This is a genomic window from Telluria sp. LT2P80 (assembly GCF_059685955.1).
This window is the reverse complement of sequence record NZ_JCASIO010000003.1, coordinates 350,862-373,601: the sequence shown is the minus strand read 5'-3', so window position 1 is coordinate 373,601 and position 22,740 is coordinate 350,862. Positions and strand designations below refer to the sequence as shown.

Annotated in this window: 19 protein-coding genes; 15 read left to right on the top strand and 4 right to left on the bottom strand. The window is 62.5% G+C overall.

Annotated elements, in window-relative coordinates; all coding sequences use genetic code 11:
• The first annotated feature begins 98 nt into the window (after nucleotides 1-98).
• Nucleotides 99-2,297 (top strand): OsmC domain/YcaO domain-containing protein, encoded by a 2,199-nt coding sequence (locus tag AC56LW_RS10900; RefSeq protein ID WP_499634184.1) that lies wholly within the window; start codon nucleotides 99-101, stop codon nucleotides 2,295-2,297.
• 147 nt (nucleotides 2,298-2,444) lie between these two features.
• Here the strand turns inward: AC56LW_RS10900 and AC56LW_RS10895 are convergent, their stop codons facing one another.
• Complete coding sequence (locus tag AC56LW_RS10895; RefSeq protein WP_499634183.1) at nucleotides 2,445-3,425, bottom strand: tripartite tricarboxylate transporter substrate binding protein; 981 nt, start codon at nucleotides 3,423-3,425, stop codon at nucleotides 2,445-2,447.
• Nucleotides 3,426-3,806: 381 nt separating this feature from the next.
• Here AC56LW_RS10895 and AC56LW_RS10890 point away from each other — a divergent pair, with 381 nt between their 5' ends.
• The 5 genes from AC56LW_RS10890 to AC56LW_RS10870 all read left to right on the top strand — a co-directional run bounded on the left by AC56LW_RS10890 (nucleotide 3,807) and on the right by AC56LW_RS10870 (nucleotide 9,225).
• Nucleotides 3,807-4,706: a LysR family transcriptional regulator gene (locus AC56LW_RS10890; RefSeq protein WP_332531650.1), complete on the top strand. Its 900-nt coding sequence runs from the start codon at nucleotides 3,807-3,809 to the stop codon at nucleotides 4,704-4,706.
• A gap of 307 nt (nucleotides 4,707-5,013) precedes the next feature.
• Complete coding sequence (locus tag AC56LW_RS10885) at nucleotides 5,014-6,402, top strand: MFS transporter (RefSeq protein WP_499634181.1); 1,389 nt, start codon at nucleotides 5,014-5,016, stop codon at nucleotides 6,400-6,402.
• Nucleotides 6,403-6,410: 8 nt separating this feature from the next.
• Complete coding sequence (locus tag AC56LW_RS10880) at nucleotides 6,411-7,343, top strand: hydroxyacid dehydrogenase (RefSeq protein ID WP_499634179.1); 933 nt, start codon at nucleotides 6,411-6,413, stop codon at nucleotides 7,341-7,343.
• 16 nt (nucleotides 7,344-7,359) lie between these two features.
• Nucleotides 7,360-8,052: an RraA family protein gene (locus tag AC56LW_RS10875; protein WP_332531653.1), complete on the top strand. Its 693-nt coding sequence runs from the start codon at nucleotides 7,360-7,362 to the stop codon at nucleotides 8,050-8,052.
• A gap of 90 nt (nucleotides 8,053-8,142) precedes the next feature.
• Entirely contained in the window at nucleotides 8,143-9,225 is a 1,083-nt protein-coding gene (locus tag AC56LW_RS10870) for a porin (protein WP_499634176.1), read from the top strand.
• 54 nt (nucleotides 9,226-9,279) lie between these two features.
• Here AC56LW_RS10870 and eutC read toward each other — a convergent pair whose 3' ends face one another.
• Nucleotides 9,280-10,095 (bottom strand): ethanolamine ammonia-lyase subunit EutC, encoded by an 816-nt coding sequence (gene eutC, locus AC56LW_RS10865; RefSeq protein WP_499634175.1) that lies wholly within the window; start codon nucleotides 10,093-10,095, stop codon nucleotides 9,280-9,282.
• A 10-nt stretch (nucleotides 10,096-10,105) separates the two neighbouring features.
• Entirely contained in the window at nucleotides 10,106-11,497 is a 1,392-nt protein-coding gene (locus AC56LW_RS10860; protein ID WP_499634173.1) for an ethanolamine ammonia-lyase subunit EutB, read from the bottom strand.
• A gap of 329 nt (nucleotides 11,498-11,826) precedes the next feature.
• Between AC56LW_RS10860 and AC56LW_RS10855 the strand changes: the two genes are divergently transcribed.
• On the top strand, nucleotides 11,827-13,077 hold the full coding sequence (locus tag AC56LW_RS10855) for a TonB C-terminal domain-containing protein (RefSeq protein ID WP_499634171.1): 1,251 nt from the start codon (nucleotides 11,827-11,829) through the stop codon (nucleotides 13,075-13,077).
• Between the two features lie 54 nt (nucleotides 13,078-13,131).
• Nucleotides 13,132-13,491 (top strand): H-NS histone family protein, encoded by a 360-nt coding sequence (locus AC56LW_RS10850; RefSeq protein ID WP_499634169.1) that lies wholly within the window; start codon nucleotides 13,132-13,134, stop codon nucleotides 13,489-13,491.
• Between the two features lie 18 nt (nucleotides 13,492-13,509).
• On the opposite strand, the gene AC56LW_RS10845 is transcribed toward AC56LW_RS10850, so the two are convergent.
• Nucleotides 13,510-14,214 (bottom strand): hypothetical protein, encoded by a 705-nt coding sequence (locus AC56LW_RS10845; protein WP_499634167.1) that lies wholly within the window; start codon nucleotides 14,212-14,214, stop codon nucleotides 13,510-13,512.
• 213 nt (nucleotides 14,215-14,427) lie between these two features.
• Here AC56LW_RS10845 and AC56LW_RS10840 point away from each other — a divergent pair, with 213 nt between their 5' ends.
• The 7 genes from AC56LW_RS10840 (at nucleotide 14,428) to AC56LW_RS10810 (ending at nucleotide 22,729) form a co-directional block, all read left to right on the top strand.
• Nucleotides 14,428-17,205 (top strand): TonB-dependent receptor, encoded by a 2,778-nt coding sequence (locus tag AC56LW_RS10840; RefSeq protein ID WP_499634165.1) that lies wholly within the window; start codon nucleotides 14,428-14,430, stop codon nucleotides 17,203-17,205.
• 84 nt (nucleotides 17,206-17,289) lie between these two features.
• Nucleotides 17,290-18,399: an esterase-like activity of phytase family protein gene (locus AC56LW_RS10835; RefSeq protein WP_499634163.1), complete on the top strand. Its 1,110-nt coding sequence runs from the start codon at nucleotides 17,290-17,292 to the stop codon at nucleotides 18,397-18,399.
• A gap of 112 nt (nucleotides 18,400-18,511) precedes the next feature.
• The gene (locus AC56LW_RS10830) at nucleotides 18,512-19,132 is read left to right on the top strand and encodes a thermostable hemolysin (protein ID WP_499634162.1); all 621 of its coding nucleotides are present in this window, start codon (nucleotides 18,512-18,514) and stop codon (nucleotides 19,130-19,132) included.
• Complete coding sequence (locus AC56LW_RS10825; RefSeq protein WP_499634160.1) at nucleotides 19,113-20,579, top strand: AMP-binding protein; 1,467 nt, start codon at nucleotides 19,113-19,115, stop codon at nucleotides 20,577-20,579. Before AC56LW_RS10830 ends, AC56LW_RS10825 begins: the two co-directional genes overlap by 20 nt.
• Before the next feature lie 11 nt (nucleotides 20,580-20,590).
• Nucleotides 20,591-21,262, top strand: a complete 672-nt coding sequence (locus AC56LW_RS10820; RefSeq protein WP_332531664.1) for an iron-containing redox enzyme family protein — start codon at nucleotides 20,591-20,593, stop codon at nucleotides 21,260-21,262.
• A 1-nt stretch (nucleotide 21,263) separates the two neighbouring features.
• Nucleotides 21,264-22,082, top strand: coding sequence for an SDR family oxidoreductase (locus tag AC56LW_RS10815; RefSeq protein ID WP_499634158.1), 819 nt, complete (start codon nucleotides 21,264-21,266; stop codon nucleotides 22,080-22,082).
• Nucleotides 22,079-22,729 carry a tetratricopeptide repeat protein gene (locus AC56LW_RS10810; RefSeq protein ID WP_499634156.1) on the top strand — a complete coding sequence of 217 codons (651 nt, stop codon included), beginning with the start codon at nucleotides 22,079-22,081 and terminating at the stop codon, nucleotides 22,727-22,729. Before AC56LW_RS10815 ends, AC56LW_RS10810 begins: the two co-directional genes overlap by 4 nt.
• Nucleotides 22,730-22,740 lie beyond the last annotated feature (11 nt).

Below are 22,740 nucleotides of genomic sequence, written 5' to 3'. Positions count from 1 at the left end.
TGGCAGGGCAGCTGCGAGTGTCTGCATAATAATAAAGCCCTGTTTTTACAGGGCTTTATGTTTTTGAACGATTTAGAGCGTTACTGAGGAAATCTGCGATGGAAATTAAGGTCAACTTTCTCGACAAGCTTCGTCTCGAGGCGAAGTTCGATGACTTCACGGTGATTGCCGACCAACCCATCCGCTACAAGGGTGACGGTTCGGCGCCGGGCCCTTTCGATTACTTCCTGGCTTCGTCGGCCCTATGCGCGGCGTACTTCGTCAAGCTGTACTGCGATACGCGCAACATCCCGACCGAAAACATCCGCCTGTCGCAGAATAATATCGTCGACCCGGAAAACCGTTACCAGCAGATTTTCAAGATCCAGGTCGAGCTGCCTGCCGATATCTCGGACAAGGACCGCCAGGGCATCCTGCGCTCGATCGACCGTTGCACGGTCAAGAAAGTGGTGCAGGCCGGCCCCGAGTTCGTCATCGAAGAAGTCGAGAATCTCGACGCCGATGCGCAGGCCTTGCTCACGCTGCAGCCGTCGACCGACTCGCGCACCTACATCACCGGCAAGGACCTGCCGCTCGAACAGACCATTGCCAATATGTCGGGCATGCTGGCCGATTGGGGCATCAAGATCGAGATCGCCTCGTGGCGCAATATCGTCCCGAACGTGTGGTCGCTGCATATCCGCGACGCCCATTCGCCGATGTGCTTCACCAACGGCAAGGGCGCAACGAAGGAAAGCGCACTGGCCTCGGCACTGGGCGAATACATCGAACGTCTCAATTGCAACCACTTCTACGCCGGCGCGTTCTGGGGCGAAGACATCGCCAATGCGCCGTTTGTCCATTATCCGAACGAACGCTGGTTCAAGCCAGGCCCGAACGACGCGCTCCCGGCGGAGATTCTCGATGCCTACAGCCTCGAGATCTATAACCCGGACGACGAACTGCGTGGCTCGCACCTGATCGACACCAATTCGGGCAATGCCGCGCGCGGCATTTGCGCGCTGCCGTACGTGCGCCAGTCGGACAATGAGGTCGTGTACTTCCCGACCAACCTGATCGAGAACCTGTACGTCAGCAATGGCATGAGCGCCGGTAACACGCTGGCCGAAGCGCAGGTGCAGTGCCTGTCCGAGATTTTCGAGCGCGCCGTCAAGCGCGAGATCCTGGAAGGCGAATTGTCGCTGCCGGACGTGCCGCAAGAAGTGCTGGCGAAATATCCGGGCATCGTGGCCGGCATTGCAGCGCTGGAAGAGCAGGGCTTTCCGGTGCTCGTGAAAGACGCGTCGATGGGCGGCACCTACCCCGTCATGTGCGTGACGCTGATGAACCGCAAGACGGGGGGCGTATTCGCCTCGTTTGGCGCGCACCCGAGTTTCGAAGTGGCGCTGGAGCGCAGCCTGACTGAACTCCTGCAGGGCCGCAGTTTTGAAGGCTTGAACGATTTGCCGCAGCCGACGTACGCCAGCAATGCCGTCACCGAGCCGAACAACTTCGTCGAACACTTCATCGATTCGAGCGGCATCGTCTCGTGGCGCTTCTTCAGCGCCAAAGCCGATTTCGACTTTGTGGAATGGGATTTCTCGAGCGAGGGCGAGCACGCCAATGCCGAAGAAGCGGCGACGCTGCTGGCGATCCTGGCCGACATGGGCAAGGAAGTCTATACGGCGGTGTACGACCAGCTCGGCGCGACCGCGTGCCGCATCCTGGTGCCGGGTTATTCCGAGATCTATCCGGTCGAAGACCTGATCTGGGATAACACGAACAAGTCATTGCTGTTCCGCAGCGATATCCTTAATCTGCATCGCCTCGACGACGACAGTCTCGAAGCGCTGATCGATCGCCTTGAAAACAGTGAGCTCGACGAGTACTCGGATATCGCCACGCTGATCGGTATCGAGTTTGACGAGAATACCGAGTGGGGTCAGCTGACCGTGCTCGAACTCAAGCTGCTGATTCACCTGGCGCTCGGCCAGCTCGAGGATGCCCATGAACTGGTCGGTGCGTTCTTGCAGTACAACGACAACACCGTCGAACGCCGCCTGTTCTATCAGGCGATGAATGTGGTGCTGGAAGTCTCGCTCGACGACGATCTGGAACTGGACGATTATGTCGCCAACTTCCGCCGCATGTATGGCGACGAGCGCATGGATGCCGTGCTCGGCTCGGTGGACGGCAGCGTGCGCTTCCATGGCCTGACGCCGACGAGCATGGCACTGGAAGGGCTCGACCGTCATCACCGCCTGATCGACAGCTACAAGAAGCTGCACGCAGCGCGGGCGAAGGCGGCGACGCGCTGAGCTGGTGACGGGCCGGCGTTGTTGCTACCTACAGCAAGAACGCCGGCCCGCCGCTGCCTGGTGAGTCACCATGACTAATGCAGGCACCCATGAACCATCGTTGACGTCAGACACCCCGATAACTCACGTTGGCGACGCTTTCGACATTCATTTCTGCTTGTCCGCAAGTACCTCTTGTAACAGCTTGCGGGTTTGATTCAGCGAATCATTCCATTGAGCGCCTGTAAGGTAGGCAAAAACAGGGGCATCTCCAGGGTTTGCTGCAGCAAATTTAGGATCACGAACCACTGTTTCAACGGCTTTCTGCAGCTGTTGGGTGATATTCGCAGGAACATTTTTATGGACTGCAAATCCACGTTCCGATGACATCGTCACTTGCAAGCCTGATTCAATCGCCGTTGGCACCTGAGCCAGCGCCTTGATTCTGGTTCGGGAGAGCTGCGCAATAGCACGGTATTCGGCCGTTTTCCCATGATGGAGTTCTGGCACTTCACTTGCGCTCACAACCGCAACATCGATGAAACCACCGAGCAGGTCGGTGCGCTGTGCTGCCGTTCCTTTGTAAGGCACCTCGTTCAACGACAATCCCGTCTGCTTGCTGATCAATTTGGCAGCAATCTCGCTATTCGTCCCGATGCCGTTATTTCCGAATGAGACAGAACCCGGTTGCCGTTTGAGTGCTGCAAGAACACTGGCGACGTTGGTATATTTGCTGTCCGATCGAACAATCAATACTGTCGGATCATCGACGATCCGGGCGACCAAACGAAAGTCTTCGGGTTTGTATTGGGATTTTTTTGACATCGGCACGTACAGAAATCCCGGCATGTTGACAACCGCAACGGAATAGCCATCTGCCGCAGCACGTGCAACGTAACCCGTGGCAATTTCGCCTCCCGCGCCAGGTTTGTTCATGACGATAAACTGTGTTTTTTCGCCGAGTGGTTTTTGCATGAACCGCGTTATCTTGCGGGCCAGCAGATCAGTGCCGCCGCCTGCCGCGAAGCCGACTACCACTTCAATGGGTTTGTCGTTTGGCCAGGCGGCGTAGGCTGGTTGGCAAAGTGCAGTGCCGATAATGGCGCTGATCAAAATCTGTCGGCCACTCTTTCTGTTCAGTCGGTTCATCGATTTATCTCCAATTATTTTAATTTTGAAGCGCCTGCTGATGGCCATCAAGGCGTCGCGGGTCGCGGTAGGTCGCATTGAGACTGCAGGTAGCGCCCCGGATAAACGTTGGGAGATCAGGCACGTTCTGTGACAGGGTATTTCCCCATTAAACTTTCCGGGACACTGCTGCAGTTCAGGACGCATGTTAGATCACGAATTCTGCATGAAAAAAGCGAATAATTTCGATTTGGAGTCATTCGCTTTTTTCGTGGTAGAAGATCGTTGTGATAGGCTTGTGTTATCCCGAACACCAACGATGCGCGTACGAACCGGCGTCGAGTGACGCTGATTTATCGCAAACGATGTGAACCCAATCGACCTGCCCACACACGACATTTCATGACTCTCAAACAACTAGAAGCGTTTTACTGGGCGGCTACTCTCAACAGCTTTTCCGCCGCCTCCGGTCGTCTGAATGTCACGCAGTCGACACTTTCCAAACGCGTCGCGGAACTGGAGTCGTCTTTGGGCGTGTCGCTCTTCGCCCGTTCTGCCAATCGGACGATACTCACAGAGCACGGACAGCTTGTCTTGGCGAAAGCCCAGCAGATGCTGGTCATGGAAGCGGACATCAAATCGCTGCATGGCGGACCACAACCTCTGCGCGGAACGTGCCGTTTTGGCATCAGCGAGTTGACCGCGCTGACATGGTTTCCGAAATTTGTTTCGCGGATCAATGAGCTGCATCCGCAATTGCTGCTTGAACCTTACGTCGATCTTGGTTCGGCGCTGGAAAAAAAGCTGATGCGGGGGGAGATCGATTTCGCCATTTTGCCAAAAACCAGTTCGGGCAACACGATGTTGTCCACCGTGGCATTGGCAACGCTCGATTTCGCCTGGATGGCGTCGCCGCAACGCATTGCCGCAAAGGACGAGCTGACGATCCAGGAGATCGAGCAACATCCGATTATTGTCATGACGAGCGAGTCGAGGCTGACCGAATCTTTTCAACAGTGGTCATCGCAACACAATGTCACCGTTCGGCGTGTCCTCGCGTGCAATAGTTTGAGCGCTATCGTCGGACTCACTGTCGCAGACGTTGGCATCAGTTTTCTCCCGCGCCGGTTTCTCGAGCCAATGGTTCAGCAAGGCAAGCTCAGCGCCTTTCAAAGTAATCCTGCTTTGCCGGCCATTGAATATTGCTTCCGCTGGCGAGCCGATGACACGCGCACGCTCGGTCCAACCCTGGCGCAGCTTGCCCTGGAAGAAGTGGACTATTCACTGACGTACGGGTTCTAGGTTTTCTGGGCTTGCGCGTGTTATGGCGATGACCGCCATGAAACCGTGCATGAAGTCCAACCGGCCGTGTTCACGACGCGTGCGTTGCCCTTATGGCAGAGCCGTGTCGCACCAGCGCTGAAAAACTTTTTATACCCGAATAAAAAAAGCCTCTGCGTTAGCTGCGAATATTTTTTACCGCGAAAAAAATGAATAGCAGCCGATCGAAATAATTCTCTTTTTTCTTGCTGGGGTCGTGATCTACCATGGGTGAAAGGCTGCAGCTCGATCTGCAGCCCTACAACAATAATGAACATGGAGACAAGCCTTGGAGAATTCTTCGGGTAAGCGCACGCGCTACCGCTGGATCGTCTTACTGATGATCTACGTGACCTACATGATTGCTGGAGCGGACCGCGCCAATATCGGCGTACTCATTCCCGTCATTCGCCAGGACTTCAACCTCTCCAACACTGATGTTGGCGCACTGGCAAGTCTCTTCTATATCAGTTACGCCATCATTCAGATTCCGGCAGGTTATCTGTTCCAGAAATTCGGTGTGCGCAAGCTGCTCGTTGGCTCGATGGTGCTGACGTCGCTGGCAACGCTGGTAACCGGTCTGGCCGCAACTACGCTACAACTCAAACTCGCGCGGTTCGTGCTGGGAGCTGCTGAAGGTCCGATCAATATCGGTATCGTGTCGACGATCAATCGCTGGTTTCCTCCTCAGGAAAAGGGACTCGCTACTGGCGTATTCATGTCGTCCATCAAATTTGCGCCTGCATTCGTCCCGCCGCTGTGCGCGTTCCTGATGCTGCATTTCGGTTGGCGCGAAGTGTTTTTCATTTTCGGCATACCCGGGTTCGTGTGCGCGGCGTTGTGGTATTTCCTGGTGCGCGATGACCCCTCCGAATCAAAACGGTGTTCGCCGGCTGAGGTCGCGTATATCAAGGATGCACCACGCCAGGATGGAGGCGACAGCACCACGCAGCCTAAGCAGGTCGTCAGTTCGCGTGACTGGATTGATGGCCTGATCCGTACCCGCGATGTGGATCTTCTTCAGACCAACAAAGAAGTCCTGCGGTCGTGGAATGTATGGGCCTGTGCCCTGGGATACTTCTTTATGGTCGGCATCACCTACACGATCATGACCTGGATTCCGACCTACCTTGTTTCGGTCAAACACTACTCGATTATGAAAATGGGGCTGGTCGCGTCGGCTCCCTGGGTGGGCGCCATTGTCGGCAACATCCTTGGCGGCTGGCTGTCAGACCGCGTATTCGCCCGTCGTCGCAAGCCCGTCATGCTGATTACTTCAGCTGCAACGGTGCTGTCGATGTTTGCTCTGATTCATGCCCCGGCCGCTCCGCTGGCATTGTCTGCGATGTTTTTTTGCGTTGGCGTGTTGCTGAATCTGGGGTATTCGACGTTCCTCGTCTACCCGATGGCCATCGCCGCGAAAGAACGCGTCCCGTTCACGGCCTCGATCGTTAATACGGCAGGGTCTCTCGGCGGGGCATTCACACCATTCGTGGTCGGCGTGTTGCTCGACAAGTTCAGCTGGACGTGGGTATTCGGCCTTCTTGCAGCAACCTCGCTGCTGACGTTCGTGCTGGTCGTCTCGATGATCGAACCGCGCGTTCGCACGCGCTTTTCAGACACCGCCACCGACGTGGATGCGCTGTCAGGAACTACCAAATCTTCTTCAGCTCCTTAAGGCAAAAAATGGCAATTTTTATCATGGACCGCATTGCGCAAGAGGCGGTTGATTTTCTGCGCGCTCATCACGAAGTCGTCGATTTTCCCATGTCGCGTGAGAAGGATTGGCGGACTGAGGCAACTGCGATGATCGTCAGAACATTCCAGATGCGTGAAGCTGAGATCGCATTAGCGCAACACCTGAAGATTATCGCCAAGCATGGCAGTGGCGTCGATAACATCGATATCCCTGCCGCGACACGCAAGGGAATCACGGTAACCAACACGCCCGGCGCGAATGCGGACGCGGTGGCCGAGTATGTGCTGACCCTAGCCCTGGCCACGGCGCGCCGGGTCGCACTGTCAGATCGGCGCCTGCGAACAAGCGTGCCTGGACAGGTGCAGGACGGAATCGAGCTTGGCGGAAAGACCCTCGGCCTGATTGGTATCGGGGACATCGGCTCGCGTACGGCAAGCCTTTTCCGCAATGCGTTTGCCGCCGAGGTGATTGCCTACGATCCGTATGCGCCGGCGTCGGCATTCGAACAGTGCGGCGCCCGCCAGGTACGTGACGTGTCGAGCGTGCTGACCGACGCTGACGTCATCAGTCTCCACGTGCCACTCATGGACAGCACGCGACATCTCATCGGCGCTGCGGAACTCGCAATGATGAAGCCGACCGCGATTCTGATCAACGCCGCGCGCGGCGGCATCGTCGATGAGTTGGCGTTGCATGCCGCCTTGCTTGACGGCCGGATTGCTGGTGCAGGGAGTGACGTTTTTGAAATCGAGCCGCCGCCTGCAGAGCACCCCTTACTCAGTCTCGATAATTTTGTCGGCTCTCCCCACGTGGCAGGCAGCAGCCGTGAAGCACTTCAGCGAATGGGATTCGGTGCTGCACGCGCAGTGCTTGCAGTCCTGTCTGGCGAAACGCCGCCCCATGTTCTCAACAACAAGTAATCACCAAAGGACCCCAATGAAAACTACGAAATTCGACAATGTCGCCGAGTTCGAGCGTGTTTCTGCCAATCTGGTCGATGAGGCACGGCAATTCCAATCCGCTGTCCTGTGTGACGTTGCAGGACGCCGCGGCGCCCTTCACGCACGCATCCAGGGGCTGTCTCCAACAATGAAGCTGGCCGGCCCTGCATTCCCGGTCGAGGTACGGCCGGGCGACAACCTGCTGTTTCACGTTGCCTTGGCCCTGGCCAGACCTGGCGACATCATCGTCGTTGATGGCAAAGGCTACGAGTCGAGCGCACTTGCTGGCGAATTGATGGCAACACAGGCCATCGCGGCCGGCATCGGCGGTTTTGTCATGGACGGCGCCATTCGCGATACCGACACGCTCGGGAACGGACCGCTGCCGATCTTTGCAGCAGGCCGCAATCCGGCCGGCCCAACGAAGGGTCTTGACGGACGCGTGGGCACAACCGTTGCAATCGGTGATGTGGCCGTGCATCCGGGCGATCTGGTGGTCGCCGACTGCGATGGCGTGGTGGTGATTCCTCGTACCGACGTGCCCGCCGTTCTGCTGGCGGCGCACCAGAAGCTCAAGGCGGAAGCCCAGCGCCTGAAAGAAATCGAAGAAGGGCTGCTGGTGTCGCCTTGGCTCGACGACGCACTGCGGATGGCAGGCGTGATCGGCAAGGAAGAAACCCTGCTTTGATCACCACGCAGGGGATGGCAATGCGCGTCCCCGGCCTGGCTGAGGGCAGCTTGCTTCAGTGATCGTTTCATTTAACTGAAAAAGAATGACATGAACAAGAAACTGTTATCAGTACTCAGCCTTGCCCTTGGCGCGAATGCGGCCTTTGCCCAATCCAGTGTAACGATCTACGGCATCGCCGATGCTGCTATCGTCCATGAGCGCGGTGGCGCCGGCGGCAACGTGAACAAAATTACCAATGGCGGCGTTTCTGCATCGCGCATCGGCTTTCGCGGCAATGAAGAACTCGGTGATGGAATGTCCGCATTTTTCACGCTGGAGAATGGCTACCGCATCGATAACGGCGAGGTGGATGTTGCGGGAACGCTGTTCAATCGTCAGGCGTTTGTCGGTTTGAAGACACGTGCGGGTGCGTTGTCAATTGGCCGCCAGTACACGCCCTGGCACCAAACACTGGGCCAGGTCGCTGACCCGTTCGTGACTGGTTATGCAGGGACATCCAAGAATCTGTTTCCCGATTCCGGGACGAATGTACGGACCAGTAACACGATCCAGTACACGGCGCCGGTCATGCAAGGGTTTACTGCCGATCTGGCTTACAGTTTTGGTGAGCAAGCCAGCAGCAGCAAGACCGGGCGGCAGATGGGCGGGTCCATCGGGTACGCGAGCGGGAAACTCGCTGTACGTTATGCGTATAACAAAAAAAATACCGATGTCGCTGGGTCACCGGGTGTCGCGCCAATTTCGAGAGACGACAGCACCAACCACCTGATAGCGGCAAATTACAATTTCACGGTCTTGAAGTTGCACGCTGCATATGGCAGGGACAAGGGCTTCAACAGCGCACCGATACAGAATCCCAATAATCCATTTGGCGGTGTCCGGCCAACGCCGTCAACGAACAGCAATGCCATGTTGCTCGGTTTGTCAGCGCCAGTGCCTGGTGGGACTCTCATCGCGTCTGTCATGCGCAAGGACGACAGGACAAATGTCGATCAAGACGCGCGTGCCTGGGGCGTCGCTTATGTGTATGCACTGTCAAAGCGGAGCACCCTCTACACATCGTACGGTGCTGTCGTGAATAAAAATGGCGCTGGCTATACGGTCGGTAGTAATGGCGAGACGGGCTCCGGAGATCGTGCATTCAACGCCGGGATGCGACACGTTTTCTGAAAAATCGTGTGCACCTGCGCCGTAGGCGCGTCGTGAAGTGGTTTGCTTCACTGCCTACAGCAGGAACGCCGGCCCGCCGCCGCCCGGCAGCACGTCATCCTGGGACGTCTCGTCCTTGAGTGCCACGCCGCTCAACTGCCGTAGTTGCGCCTGCCTAAGCAGATAATGCAGCCGGGCAGCGGCTTGGACATAATCCAACCCCGCCGGCCTGACGTTCGAGATGCAGTTGCGACGCTCATCCGTCAGGCCGACGCGTGGCGCCCACGTCATATAGATGCCCATGCTGTCCGGTGCGCTCAGACCCGGGCGTTCGCCAATCAGCACAACGACGATCTTCGCGCCCAGTAATTCACCGAATTCATCGCCCACGGCCACTCGGCCTTGCTGGACGATCGCCAACGGCGCCAGCGTCCACGCTTCGGCGGCCAACTGTAAATGCAGCGCTGCGAGAAACGGCGCGGCATTCTGCGCGATCGCGTGTGACGACAGACCATCCGCCACGACGATGGCCAGATCGCAGCGGCGGTTGCCATCGTCACGATCGGTCAGAAGCGCGCGTGATGGGGCATCGAGCCGCCGCCCCAGATCCGGCCGCTGCAGATAGACGTTGCGGTTCGCAGCCGCACTGTGCAGCAGCAGGGGCTGGTCAGCGTGCGGCCACGCTGCCTGCAATGCTGGCTTGAGCGCATCAATGTCGAGCGGAAGATGCACGGCGTCGCGCGCCCGCGCATGCGCGAGCTGAAAGTCGAGCTGTGCGTCTGTCGGCTGGCTGATGCCGGCAGCGCCCAGCGCAATGCGGGCGTCCGTGAATTTGCGCAAGGCTTGCCAAGGTGCGGCGCCGGCAATGGGGGCGTCAATCGAATCGGACATGGGAGCAACCTCAGGATGACTGCAGCAGCGCGCGTTGAAATGCCGGGGGCACGGTCCGCCCCAGCTCAACCTGGCCCGCGCCCTTGAAAATACCCATCGCGCGCAACCACGCATCGAACTCTGGCGCCGGCTGCAGGCCGAGCGCGCGGCGCGCATACAGCGCATCGTGGAAGGACGTCGTCTGATAATTGAGCATGATGTCGTCCCCGCCGGGAATCCCCATCACGAAGGTGCAGCCGGCCGTGCCCAGCATCGTCAGCAGCACGTCCATGTCGTCCTGGTCGGCTTCGGCGTGGTTGGTGTAGCAGACGTCGCACCCCATCGGCAGGCCGAGCAGCTTGGCGCAGAAGTGGTCTTCCAGGCCGGCGCGGATGATCTGCTTGCCGTCGTACAGGTATTCCGGCCCCATGAAGCCCACCACGGTGTTGACCAGCAGCGGCTCGAATGCGCGCGCCACAGCATACGCGCGGGCCTCACAGGTTTGCTGGTCCACGCCGTGGTTGGCATTTGCCGATAGCGCGCTGCCCTGGCCGGTCTCGAAATACATGACGTTGTTGCCGACCGTCCCGCGGCCCAGCGACAGGGCAGCAGCGCGGGCTTCGCCGAGCAGCGCCAGGTCGATGCCGAAGCTGGCGTTGGCCGCTTGCGTACCGGCGATCGACTGGAATACCAGGTCGACCGGCGCGCCGCGCCCGATCGCCTCGATCGTATTGGTCACGTGCGTCAGCACGCATGACTGGGTGGGGATGTCGTAGCGGCTGATGATATCGTCCAGCATCGTGACGAGCTTGACCACCTGCGCGACATTGTCGGTGGCCGGATTGATGCCGATGACCGCGTCGCCGCTGCCATGCATCAGACCGTCGAACAGGCTGGCTGCGATGCCCGACAGGTCGTCGAGCGGATGATTCGGCTGCAGGCGCGTCGACAGCGTGCCGGCCAGGCCGATCGTGTTGCGAAAGCGGGTGATCACGCGGCACTTGCGTGCTACCAGCACCAGGTCCTGGATGCGCATGATCTTCGATACGGCCGCCGCCATCTCCGGCGTAATGCCAGGGGCAACGCGCGCCAGCATGGCCCCGTCGACCGCGTCGCCCAGCAGCCACTCCCGGAAACTCCCCACGGTCAGGTGGCGGATCGGCGCGAACGCGGCAGCGTCGTGGCTGTCGATGATCAGGCGCGTGACTTCATCGGTTTCGTACGGTACGACGGCGTCGTTCAGGAAGGTGCGCAAGGGCAGGTCGGCCAGCGCCATCTGCGCGGCGACGCGCTCTTTGGCGCTGCCTGCGGCAACACCGGCGAGATGGTCGCCCGAGCGTGCCGGCGTGGCCTTGGCCAGCAGGTCGCGTAGATCGGCGAACCAATACGTTTTGGTGCCGACGACATGGGAGATCCGAGGCATGAAGGCGGTCCTTCGCTTGTAGGGGGGGCAATAGCGGGCGATTGCGCTGCACGACGCTGATGTTAGCAGCGATAGTGCCACAGGTCGTGTGTGTTCAGGGCGCGTGGCGATGGCGGCAGCGGTGTGATAGCATCGCCGCTGATCTTGCACCATTGGCAACTCGCCACCATCACGCCGACACCGACCGATCCGACAATGTGAGAACCCCTTCCGACACGCCTGCTTTTTCCTGGCGAATGCGCCTGGCACTGCTGCTATCCCTGGTGATCCACGCTCTGCTGCTAAGCATTCCGCTTGAGGGCGATGTGTTCGGGCTTCCAGGATTGCGCATGCCGTGGGAAGAGCGACGCCTCGCGGCGACTGAACTCAATGTCAGGCTGGCGCCGGCGCCAGCCGCAGCACCAGTGCCGCAGCACGTACCCGCGACGAAGGCAGAAGCACCGGTCGTCGCGAGCCAGCCGACGCTGCCGGCCGCACCAGCAGCAACCGCACCTGCGCCCTCCGTGCCGCAAGCGCCGGTCACCAGGGTCCAGCCAGCGCCAGCGCCAGCGCCGACGCCACAGAACGACGACGCGGCCGGGGCGCGCATCATCGCACTCGATGACGACAAGCGGGAGACGGCGATCGAGGAAGAACGCGTGCGCCAACAGGTGGTCCAGCGCGAGGCTGCGCGCGCAGCGACAGCCGTTGCGGCTGAACAGCAGCGGACTGCCGAGCTGGCGGCACAGACCCAGGCACAGGCACAAGCAAAGGTACGTGAGCAAGCCGCGCGGGACGCGCTGGCCAGTGCCGAGGCGGCGCAACGCGAAGCCGAACGTGCCGATGCACAGCGCATCGAGGAAGCCAACCGCGATGCGGCGGCCCAGCGTGAGGTTGCCCGGGCAGAAATCGCCAGGCAGGAGCAGGCCAAACGGGAAATAGCGCGTCAGGAGCAGGCCCGTCTTGACGCCGCCCGTGCTGAAGCAGCCCGCCAGGAGCAGGCGAGACTGGCGCAACAGGAAGCAGCACGTCAGGAAGCTGCACGTCAGGAAGCTGCGCGTCAAGAAGCAGCACGCCAGGAAGCAGCACGCCAGGACGCAGTCAAGCAGGAAGCAGCACGCCTCGCGCAGTTACCGCAAGCGCCAGCGGCGCCCGTGCAAACCGCGCAGGAGACGCAGCGTGAAGAGCGCCTGCGCGCGATCGGCCGGCAGTTGAACCAGGAAGCCGCGCAGCGTGACGCCGCCGGCGGGCAGCGTCGCGGCTGGCTGCTGGGCCGCGCTGACGCCAACGCTGACCTTGTGGCGTACGCGGAAGCCATGGGCCGCAAGATCGAGCTGAACATGAGCCTGAGCGCCGTGCGCGATATCGTCAGGCAGCCGCACCGGCAGCCGCTCGTGACCGTGGCCGTGCGCAGCGACGGTTCGGTGGAGCGGGTGACGTTCGTGACCTCGAGTGGCGTGCCTGCGGTCGACGAGGCAATCCGCCAGATCATCGCCAGTCACGCGCCGTATGGACCGTTCCCGCCGGCGCTCGCGCGCCAGTACGATGTGGTGGAAATTCGCCGGACGTGGCTGTTCGATGTGGCGGTGCGCCTCCAGTAAGAACGCAGAAACACCATCCGATCGGTTCGCCAACAGGTGGCCGGGCATGTTAGGGTGCTGTTTTCACTCACCTTAAAGCAACCTGCAACCATGCAAGACCTCTCCAAATATTCGCTGGCCAAACTTCGTGCTCTTGAAGAACAGGTCAACGATGCACTCAAAACGCACCATTTCCTCAGCATCAGCAAGGCGCGCGAACAGATCCTCCACATCGCCCGCAATGCCGGCCTGACCGAGAAACAGGTGCTGGCGATCAAAGCGCCGGTACCAGGAAAGCCGACCGCCGCCGCTGTCAGCTACACCAATCCCGACGATTCTGCCCAGCAATGGAGCGGTCGTGGCCGTCAACCGGCCTGGGTCAAGGCATGGCTTGCCGCCGGCAAGTCGCTCGAGGACATCAAGACGTCGGTTTGATCCGCGGCCCGGTCAGCGTCAATCGCGCGCGGTACGCCATTCCTGGGCATTGACAGGCTGCTCGTGTTCATGCCCGCAGTTCGTGATCCTCTGCTTGCCGAACTTTTCGATCATGTCGATGCTCGTTGCCGGCGAGCGCTCGGTGATGCAATAGATGCCGCCAGCCGTGACGACGCGCGTGCGTCGCGCGCCGTCGCCGCCGTCATTGACAAGTTCAACGATCTTGGGCGCTTCGTACCAGCGGCCCGGCGCGACCGCCGCCGCCTCGGCAAACCCGCGGGCCATGCGGATCTGCGGGCTGTCCGGCGGCGCGACGATATACGCCTTGCTGCTCTTGCGCAGCGTGCGCTCGATGGCGCCCGCTTCGCGCAGGGCTTGCTCGACGCTCAGTCGCGCGCTCCCTTCAACAGGCGTCACGTCACGACCATCGGCTGAAAGAACAACGTCCGGCCCGGTGGTTGGCTGTTCGATACCCGACGCTACCGCTTGGCCAGTCCGGGCGGCTGGTGCAGCGACAGTTGTGCGTTTGCGTTCTGCGGGAACGCGGACATCGCGTGTGGCAGGCTGCGGCCCGCTGTCAGGCACGTGCACCCACTGGGTGAAGACCGCCTGTCGCTCGTCGTCGGGCGCTCGTTGGCGGCTTGCCTGCCATGCGGCCAGCAAGGCGGCGTGCAGCAGCATGGCGACGCCGATGCCCAGGACGCGATTTTCGGAAGATGACAACGATAGCGGACGTAAGTACATATCCGCCAAGTATAGTCAGCGCCGTGCGTTCGTAATTCGCACATTCTCACATTTCACCGATCAGTCACTCCGAGAGAAAAATTTTTCTGGTGTATTTATGTCAACTGGATGGCATCATGCTGCGTTATGAAGACACATTTCAGGCGCCGCCGACCGCGGCACGCCCGATCCATGCAGACTTCAGGAGAATGAATGCGCCGTTTGAACCTCACGCCGGTATGTGCCGCCATCATGCTGCTGTCCTCGTATGGCGCACCAGCCTTCGCGCAGGTCGTCACCGACTCGCTGGCCCCGGCACCCCAGGCGCCGGAAGCACCTGCTGATGCCGCGCCGGCCGCACTTACCGTCATCAAGGTCACGGGCCTGCGCCAGAGCCTGCGCTCGGCCGAAGACATCAAGCGCGATGCAGCGCAGGTGGTCGATGCGATCAACGCCGACGATATCGGCAAGTTCCCCGACCGCCATGCGGGCGATGCGCTGCAGCGCGTCGCGGGCGTGCAGGTCGGCCGCGATCGCGGCGAGACCAGCAACGTCACCATCCGCGGCTTGCCCGACGTCGCCACGACCCTGGACGGCAACGAGATCTTCACTGCGGCCGGACGTCGCCTGGCGTACCAGGATTTGCCGGTGCAGTCGATTGGCGGCATGGAAGTCTACAAATCGGCCACCGCGAACCAGTTCGAGGGCGGCATCGCCGGCGCCGTGAATATTCGCCTGCGCGCGCCGTTCGACGCCAAGGGCTTCGTGGCCACCGGCTACGTCGAAGACCGCGTCAACCAGATCAACGGCAGCGGCAATACGGCCGACAAGCACAGCCCGGGCGGCGGCTTTTTGGTCAGCAACCGCTGGGACACCGATTTTGGCGAGATGGGCGCGCTGTTCGACGTCGCCGTCAACCGCGACAACTGGGCCTATCCGGTGCAATACAACGACCGGCCGTCGAACGTGTTCTCGGTGCGCCCCGACGGCAGTGCCACGCGCCTGGGCGAGTCGGCGCCGTTTGCACCGCTCGCCCCTGGCGAGGTGCTGGGCCAGCTGCCGCATATCGGCGGCACCTACAACGAAGGCGCGCGCGAACGCCAGAGCGTGCACGGCGCCTTCCAGTGGAAGATCAATCCGCGCACGACGGCCACCGCACAATATCTGGGCATGGGTTACCAGGGTCGCAACGCCGTCAACTACGCCTTTTCGAATGTCGGTTCGGCGCCGCGCCTGACCGGCGTGACCTTGGGCCAGCAGTCCAATGGCTGCGCCACGTCGCTCGGCGTCATCTGCCCGATCCTGTCGGCGACTGCGCCGGCCGCGCAGTTCGGTGGTGCCAACGACTGGGAGCCGTACACCGCCACCAGCACCTGGGGCCAGAACGAACGCACCGCCACGCACTACCTGAACCTGGGCCTGAAATACCTCGAGGGCCCGCTGTCGGTCGAGTCGCAGGTGGGCTACACGCGCTCGAAGTTCGTCAACGACACGCTGATCGTCGATCAGCAGGCGCCTGGCGTGAGCGCCAATGTGTACGCGTATGGCGCCGACGGCCATGGCGGCTTCAATGCCATCACCAAGGGCGGCAACGCCAACGTGCTGCAAGACCCGAATGCGTATGTGCTGCGCGGGATGGTGCAGAACTGGAACGAGCAGGCCGGCACCCAGCTGCAGTGGCGCACCGACGCCGTCTACCGGATGCCGGGCGACGGCGCCTTCAAGGCGCTGCTGGGCGGCGTGCGGCTGTCGTCGCGCAAGGCGAGCTATCACGGCGCCGAAGGCCATGCCGACTTTACCGGCGCGCGCCCGACCCCGATCGGCGCCTTCGGCCCGTCCTTCCAGCACCTGGTGCCGGGGCTGGACCGCCTGGGTGGCGCCTGGAGCGCGCCGTCGGCTGACTTCCTGATCGACCAGGCCGACGCGGTGCGCAATGGTTATGGCCTGGCGAGCGGACGCATTGCCGAAGACCCGGCGCGCGCGTTCGACCAGAAAGAACAGAATGTCACGCTGTATGCGGCGGGGCGCTGGGACCATGAGATTGCCGGCGTGGGCATCAAGAGCGAAGCCGGCGTGCGCGTCGTGCGCGTGAACCGCGACCTGCGCGGCCAGAGCCGCATTGGCGACGTGATCACCGACATCGACCAGTCGACGTCGGAAACCAATGTGCTGCCAAGCGCCACGGCGACGATCGGCTGGCGCGAGAACCTGCAATCGCACCTGTCGGTCGGGAAGACGATCACGCGGCCCGAGTTCGGTGCGCTCAATCCATCGCTGTCCCTGATTGCGCCGACGGTCAACGTGGCGGGCAGCGGCGGGGCTGGCAACCCGTTGCTGGAGCCGACCAAATCCACCAACCTCGACGCCACACTGGAGTACTACTTCAAGAAAAATGGCTATGCGCAGATTGCACTGTTCCACCGCGATATCGACGGCTACCAGCAAAGCTTCACGCAGGATGAAACCATCGACGGCCAGCTGTATCGCGTGACGCGCCCACAAAATTCGGGCAAGGGCCGCCTGCGTGGCGCCGAATTCGGCATCCAGAAGTTTGCCGACTTCTTGCCGGGCGCCTGGAGCGGCCTGGGTGCGCAGTTCAATGCCACCTATATCGATGGCGACAACCAGTCGCGCACGGCGTTCGACAGCGACCAGTTCACGACGACGGCGCTCACCGGCGTCTCGCGCCAGAGCTACAATTTTGCGCTGCTGTACGAAGGCAGCGGCTTCACCGGCCGCCTGGCCGCCACGCGCCGGGGCGACTATGTCGAGCAGATCGCCGAAGCGCCGTTTGGCCAGGACCGCGTGGTCAAGGGGGCGACCTTTGTCGACCTGAGCATCGGCTACGAGATCAACGACAACGTGTCGCTGCAATTTGACGCCATCAACCTGACGCGCACGAAGTATGAAAGTTCGCTGGGACAGTACCAGCCGCGCGATATCCGCTACAACCCGACGACGTATGGCGTGAGCCTGCGCTTCAGGATGTAAGGCAGGGCAGGCTGGCGGTCGGGCCGGCGCTTGAGGGATAATGGCCGTTTGCCGGCGGGTGCGCCGGAATTTTCGCAGACCGCCATGACCTTCCTTCGCCGGCTTTTCGCCATTTCTGCTGCGCTGCTGCTCACTGCCTGCAGCACGCCTTCTCCCAACCTGCGCCTGATCGGCACCGCGCAACTGGCAGGTGACATGCGCGTCGGTGAGACGCGCGTCGGCGGCTTGTCCGGCATCGATTACGACAGCGTGGCCAGGGAATGGCTCATCATCAGCGACGATCGGGGCGTGCATGGCCCGACGCGTTTTTACCGCGCCCGCATCGACTACGACGCGCAACGTGTCGCGGGCGTGCAGATCAGCGGCATGCAGCCGCTGGTGCAGGCTGGCGGCGCGCCGTATGCGCGGCGCGGCGAGCCCGGACAGGTGGCCGACCTGGAGACGCTGCGCATCGACCCACTCGAGCGCAGTCTCTGGTTTGCCGGCGAAGGCGATCGCGCCGCGCGCTCGCCGATGCTGCTGGCCCGCACCGGCATGGATGGCACGCCCCTCCGTGCGCCGCCATTTCCCCCAGCGCTGCAGATCCAGCCCGATGCGCAAGCCGGTGGACGCAGCAATGCGGGGCCGGAGGGCCTGAGCTTCAGTGCCGATGACCAGCATCTGTGGCTGGCGATGGAAGGAGCGCTGATCCAGGACGGCCAGGCGTCGGCGCCGGGCGAGGGCGCGCTCACGCGACTCAGTCTGCTGGACCGGCAGGGCCGCATCCTGGCGCAGTACGCGTACCGGCTAGAGCCGGTGTTGCCGCCGGGCCGCCCGGGCGGCTATAGCGAAAACGGCATTGCCGAAATCCTGGCCATCGGACCGCGCCGCCTGCTGGTGATCGAGCGCGCAGGCCGTCAGACGGCGCACGACTTCACGTTCGATGTGCGCCTGTATGACGTCGACCTGCAGGGCGCCAGCGCGCTCGACCCGGACGCGCCGATTGCCTCTGGCGTGCGGCCGGCCGTCAAGCGCCAGTTGCTGGGCAATGCGCAGCTGCCTGCAGGGTGGTCCGACAATTACGAGGCGATGGCGTGGGGACCCAGGCTGGCCAATGGCCACCGTTCGCTGGTGATCGCCTCGGATAATAATTTCAGGGATGGGCCGTCGCGCTTTCTCGTCTTCGATGCCGGGGCCGACAGCACCTGGCGCTAAGCACCGGCCAGGGTCACTGTCCCGCTGACTCTCCGCACTGCCGGCGTCGATTAATCTGGCCTTAATGTTGCCCCCATAAGTTTCGCCATGGGAACAACAAAAGGAGTGACCAGTGTCGACCACCATGCCATGCGCTACCCGCGCCAGCGCCACGCCATCTGCCGCAGCAGGGGCCGGGCGCACTCTTGAACTCGTGGCGCCGGACCATCCGGAACGCGCATCGCTCGAAGCCTTCATCGCCGCCGAGTTTGCCCGCGTCTACGGCGCCACCCTGCAGCATTTCTGCCATACGCTCGCCGGCCGTCGCGACAGCGCCGGGCGCTGGGTTGCTGCGCTCGGTTATTCGCTGGCGGGCGAAGGCCGGCTGTTTCTCGAACATTATCTGGACGGTTCCGTCGAGAGCGAAATCGGCGCGCGCACCGGCCGGCCGGTCGCACGCGGCAGCATCGTCGAAGTGGGCAACCTGGCCAGTACCGATGCGGGCGCCGCGCGCGCCCTGATCGTGGCCATGACGCACCAGCTGCATTGCCAGGGCCTGGTCTGGGTCACGTTCACCGCCACGCGCGCGCTGCTCAATTCATTCGCACGGCTGCGGCTGGCACCGTCGGTGCTGGCGGATGCCGATCCGGCGCGCCTGGGGCAGGCACAGGGGGCATGGGGCAGCTATTACGCGACCCATCCGCAAGTCATGTTCGGCAATATTGGATTCGGTCATGATCAACTGGCGCGCTAATCTCCCCCCAAACGGCGCGGTGCTGGAAGGCGCGCACGGTACCTGGAGTGCCAGCGTGCTGATCGAGCGTGTCGAGGCGCTGGCGCAGATGCTGCGCGCGACGTTCCGTTCGGGCGCTGCGCTGGCGATTCTGGCCGACAACGGTCCCGAATGGATCGCCATCGACCTGGCCGTGCACGAGGCGGGCATGACGCTGGTGCCGCTGCCATCGTTCTTCACGCCGCCGCAATGGCGCCACGCGCTGACGCAGGCCGCAGTCGATGGGCTGTTCTGCGTCGATGCGGCGCTGGCCGGCGCGCTGGGCTACACCACGGCGGTCGCCACGCCGGGCGCTTTATCACTGTATGCCGGCGCCGAGATGCCTGGCACCGTGCCGCCCGGCGTGCAGAAAGTGACGTTCACGTCGGGTACCACCGCCCAGCCGAAAGGCGTGTGCCTGGGTTCCAGCCAGCAGTGGGCACTGGCGCAGGTGCTGGCCGATGCGCTGGCCGGCCTGAACATCCGGCGCCATCTGAATCTGCTGCCACTGTCGGTGCTGCTTGAAAACATCGCCGGTACCTACACCGCCATGCTGTCGGGCGCGCTGAATATCAGCCTGCCGCTGGCCATGACCGGTCTGCGCGGCGCGGCGTCGTTCGATCCCGGCGTCTGCCTTGCCGCCATCGCCGCCACGCGCGCCGAGAGCGTCATCCTGTTGCCGCAGATGCTGCAGGCGCTGGTGGCCGCGGTCCGGCCGGACGATCCACGCATTGCCAGTCTCAAGTTCATCGCCGTCGGCGGGGCCAGGACACCCAGGGCGCTGATCGAGGCGGCGCAGGCCAGGGGTTTCCCCGTCTACGAAGGCTACGGCCTGTCGGAGTGCGGCTCGGTCGTGTCACTCAATCTCCCGGGGCAGGCGCGGATCGGCAGCGCTGGCAAACCGCTGCCCAATCGCAGCGTACGCATCGCGCCGGACGGCGAGATCGAAGTCGGCGGCGGGGTCATGGCGGGCTATCTGGGCCAGCCTTCCGGAGACCATGCGCCTGGCCAGGACACCTGGCTGGGCACCGGCGACATCGGTCATCTCGATGCCGACGGCTACCTGCACATCGACGGGCGCAAGAACAACGTGCTGGTCACCGCCTATGGACGCAACGTGTCGCCCGAGTGGCCCGAGTCGCTGTTGCTCGGCACGGGCGTCATGGCCCAGGCGATGGTGGTCGGCGACGCGCGCGCTTACCTGGCGGCGGCCATCGTGCCGCTGCAGGCGGATGCGCCGGATGCGGTGATCGACGCCGCCGTCGAACGGGTCAACCAGGAGTTGCCCGACTATGCGCGCATCGGCGCGTGGTTCCGCACCGCGCCATTCAGCGAAGCCGATGGCACCGCGACCGTCAACGGACGCCTGCGGCGCGACACGGCGCGTTTGCGCTGCGCGGCGCACATCGAACAAATTTACCAGTCCTGAAGGAGCAATGTATGCAGTTCTATGACATCCTGTGCCAGCACACCGAACCCCAGCGCCAGCAACTACTGGGCACGCCGCTGATCCAGCAGGCACTGACGGGCGACATCGACCTGCCCCAGTACGTGGCCTTTCTGACGCAGGCCTATCACCACGTGAAGCACACGGTCCCGCTGATGATGGCATGCGGCAGCCGGCTGGGTGACGAGCAAGGGTGGCTGCGCCAGTCCATTGCCGAATACATCGAAGAAGAAATCGGCCACGAGGAGTGGATTCTGTCCGATATCGCCGCCTGTGGCGGCGACCCGAAGCTGGCGCGCGATTCACGGCCGCTGCCGGCGACCGAACTGATGGTGGCCTACGCCTACCACGGGATCGACCGCGGCAACCCGATCGGCTTCTTCGGCATGGTGCACGTGCTGGAAGGCACCAGCACCGCGCTGGCGACGCAGGCCGCGCAGACCATCCAGCTGCGCCTTGATCTGCCGGATGCCGCGTTCAGCTACCTGACGTCGCACGGCAGTCTCGACCTGGCCCACGTCGCGTTCTTCGTGAGCCTGATGAACCGGGTCGAGCGGGCCGCCGACCGCGAGGCGATCATCCACAGCGCGCGCATGATGTATCGCCTGTATGGCGACATCTTCCGCAGTCTGCCGCAGCGCAGCGCCAGCCTGGCCGGGGTCTAGCATGGCGCACATGACATGGCGGCTGGTGCTGACCGGCGCCAGCGGGGGCATCGGCCAGGCACTCGCGGTGGCCCTGGCGCCGTATTGCACGTCGATGGTGCTCGTCGGCCGCAACCGCGGGGTGCTCGAGACGCTGCGCGAACGGCTTGGACCGCATCTGGTGCGTATCGTGGTGGGTGACACGACGCAGGCGGCCACGCTCGACGCCGCGGCTGCTGCGTCGAGCGAGCTCGGTGGCGTCAGCCTGTTGATCAACAACGCCGGCATCAACGACTTCCATGCGTTCCAGAGCCAGGATCCGGCGGCGCTGCGCAACCTGCTCGAGGTCAACCTGCTCGCGCCGATGCTGCTCACGCAGCGCTTGCTACCGCAACTGCGCAACGCCACGCGTGCGCAGGTCATCAATGTCGGCTCGCTGTTTGGCTATCTGGGCTACCCCGGGTTTGCCGGCTACTGCGCCAGCAAGGCCGGCCTGCGCGGTTTCACGCAGGCGCTGCGGCGCGAGCTGGCCGATACCGGCGTCGAAGTGCGGCACTTCATCCCGCGCGCGACCCGCACGCCGATCAATGCCGGCCCGGTCGAAGCGATGAACGCCGAGATGGGCGTGCCGCTGGACGAGCCGGCCGATGTGGCGCGCCAGCTATGCGCGTTCATCGAAGGCTCGGCGTGGGAGCACAAGCCGGGGCTGAAGGAAGCGCTGCTGGTCCTGCTCAACCATCTGCTGCCTGCCTTGCCCGACCGGGCCATCCGCGGCCAGTTACCTGTCATTCGCAAACACATGCCGGCGCCTGTCCGCCGCGCACAACCGAGGTCATCATGAAAATATCGCATCGCACACTCACCACATTCGTCTTGGGCATGGCGGCCTTCAATGTCGCCCTGGCCGCACCCGCCGACGACGCCGTCGGTACGCTGCAACAACGTTGGGAACAAGTGAAGTACGGCGCGCCCGCCGGTGGGCAGGAGCGCGCATTCGAGGCGCTGAGCGCCGAAGCGGACACGGTACTGTCGCGCTATCCGGATAGCGCCGGCGTGCTGATCTGGCATGGTATCGTCGTCGCCAGCCACGCCGGCGCCAAGGGCGGCCTGGGCGCACTGGGCCTGGCCAAAACAGCGAAGAAGGATTTCGAAGCGGCGCTGCAAGCCGACCCGAAGGCGCTGGGCGGTTCTGCGTACACGAGCCTCGGGAGCCTGTATTATCAGGTGCCGGGGTGGCCGATCGGCTTTGGCGACAAGGACAAGGCGCGCGAGTACCTGCAGCAGGGCCTGGCGCTGAACCCGGACGGCATCGACGCCAACTACTTCCTTGGCGACTTTTTGTATCGTCAGGGTGACTTTGCCGGCGCCGAACGCTGCCTGCGCAAGGCGCTGCAGGCGCCGGCGCGGCCAGGCCGCAAGCTGGCCGATTTAGGACGGCGTGCCGAAGCCGAAGCGTTGCTGGCGCAGGTTGCGGCCAAGCGCAAATAACAACCTGCTGG

What these genes read in the sequence shown, in the direction of transcription:
- AC56LW_RS10875 (WP_332531653.1), top strand. Translation starts at nt 7,360, where the DNA reads ATGAAAACTACGAAATTCGACAATGTCGCCGAGTTCGAGCGTGTTTCT.
- AC56LW_RS10840 (WP_499634165.1), top strand. Translation starts at nt 14,428, where the DNA reads ATGCGCCGTTTGAACCTCACGCCGGTATGTGCCGCCATCATGCTGCTG.
- AC56LW_RS10895 (WP_499634183.1), bottom strand. Translation starts at nt 3,425, where the DNA reads ATGAACCGACTGAACAGAAAGAGTGGCCGACAGATTTTGATCAGCGCC.
- AC56LW_RS10860 (WP_499634173.1), bottom strand. Translation starts at nt 11,497, where the DNA reads ATGCCTCGGATCTCCCATGTCGTCGGCACCAAAACGTATTGGTTCGCC.
- AC56LW_RS10855 (WP_499634171.1), top strand. Translation starts at nt 11,827, where the DNA reads ATGCCGTGGGAAGAGCGACGCCTCGCGGCGACTGAACTCAATGTCAGG.
- AC56LW_RS10825 (WP_499634160.1), top strand. Translation starts at nt 19,113, where the DNA reads ATGATCAACTGGCGCGCTAATCTCCCCCCAAACGGCGCGGTGCTGGAA.
- AC56LW_RS10880 (WP_499634179.1), top strand. Translation starts at nt 6,411, where the DNA reads ATGGCAATTTTTATCATGGACCGCATTGCGCAAGAGGCGGTTGATTTT.
- AC56LW_RS10890 (WP_332531650.1), top strand. Translation starts at nt 3,807, where the DNA reads ATGACTCTCAAACAACTAGAAGCGTTTTACTGGGCGGCTACTCTCAAC.
- eutC (WP_499634175.1), bottom strand. Translation starts at nt 10,095, where the DNA reads ATGTCCGATTCGATTGACGCCCCCATTGCCGGCGCCGCACCTTGGCAA.
- AC56LW_RS10900 (WP_499634184.1), top strand. Translation starts at nt 99, where the DNA reads ATGGAAATTAAGGTCAACTTTCTCGACAAGCTTCGTCTCGAGGCGAAG.
- AC56LW_RS10810 (WP_499634156.1), top strand. Translation starts at nt 22,079, where the DNA reads ATGAAAATATCGCATCGCACACTCACCACATTCGTCTTGGGCATGGCG.
- AC56LW_RS10870 (WP_499634176.1), top strand. Translation starts at nt 8,143, where the DNA reads ATGAACAAGAAACTGTTATCAGTACTCAGCCTTGCCCTTGGCGCGAAT.
- AC56LW_RS10835 (WP_499634163.1), top strand. Translation starts at nt 17,290, where the DNA reads ATGACCTTCCTTCGCCGGCTTTTCGCCATTTCTGCTGCGCTGCTGCTC.
- AC56LW_RS10820 (WP_332531664.1), top strand. Translation starts at nt 20,591, where the DNA reads ATGCAGTTCTATGACATCCTGTGCCAGCACACCGAACCCCAGCGCCAG.
- AC56LW_RS10815 (WP_499634158.1), top strand. Translation starts at nt 21,264, where the DNA reads ATGGCGCACATGACATGGCGGCTGGTGCTGACCGGCGCCAGCGGGGGC.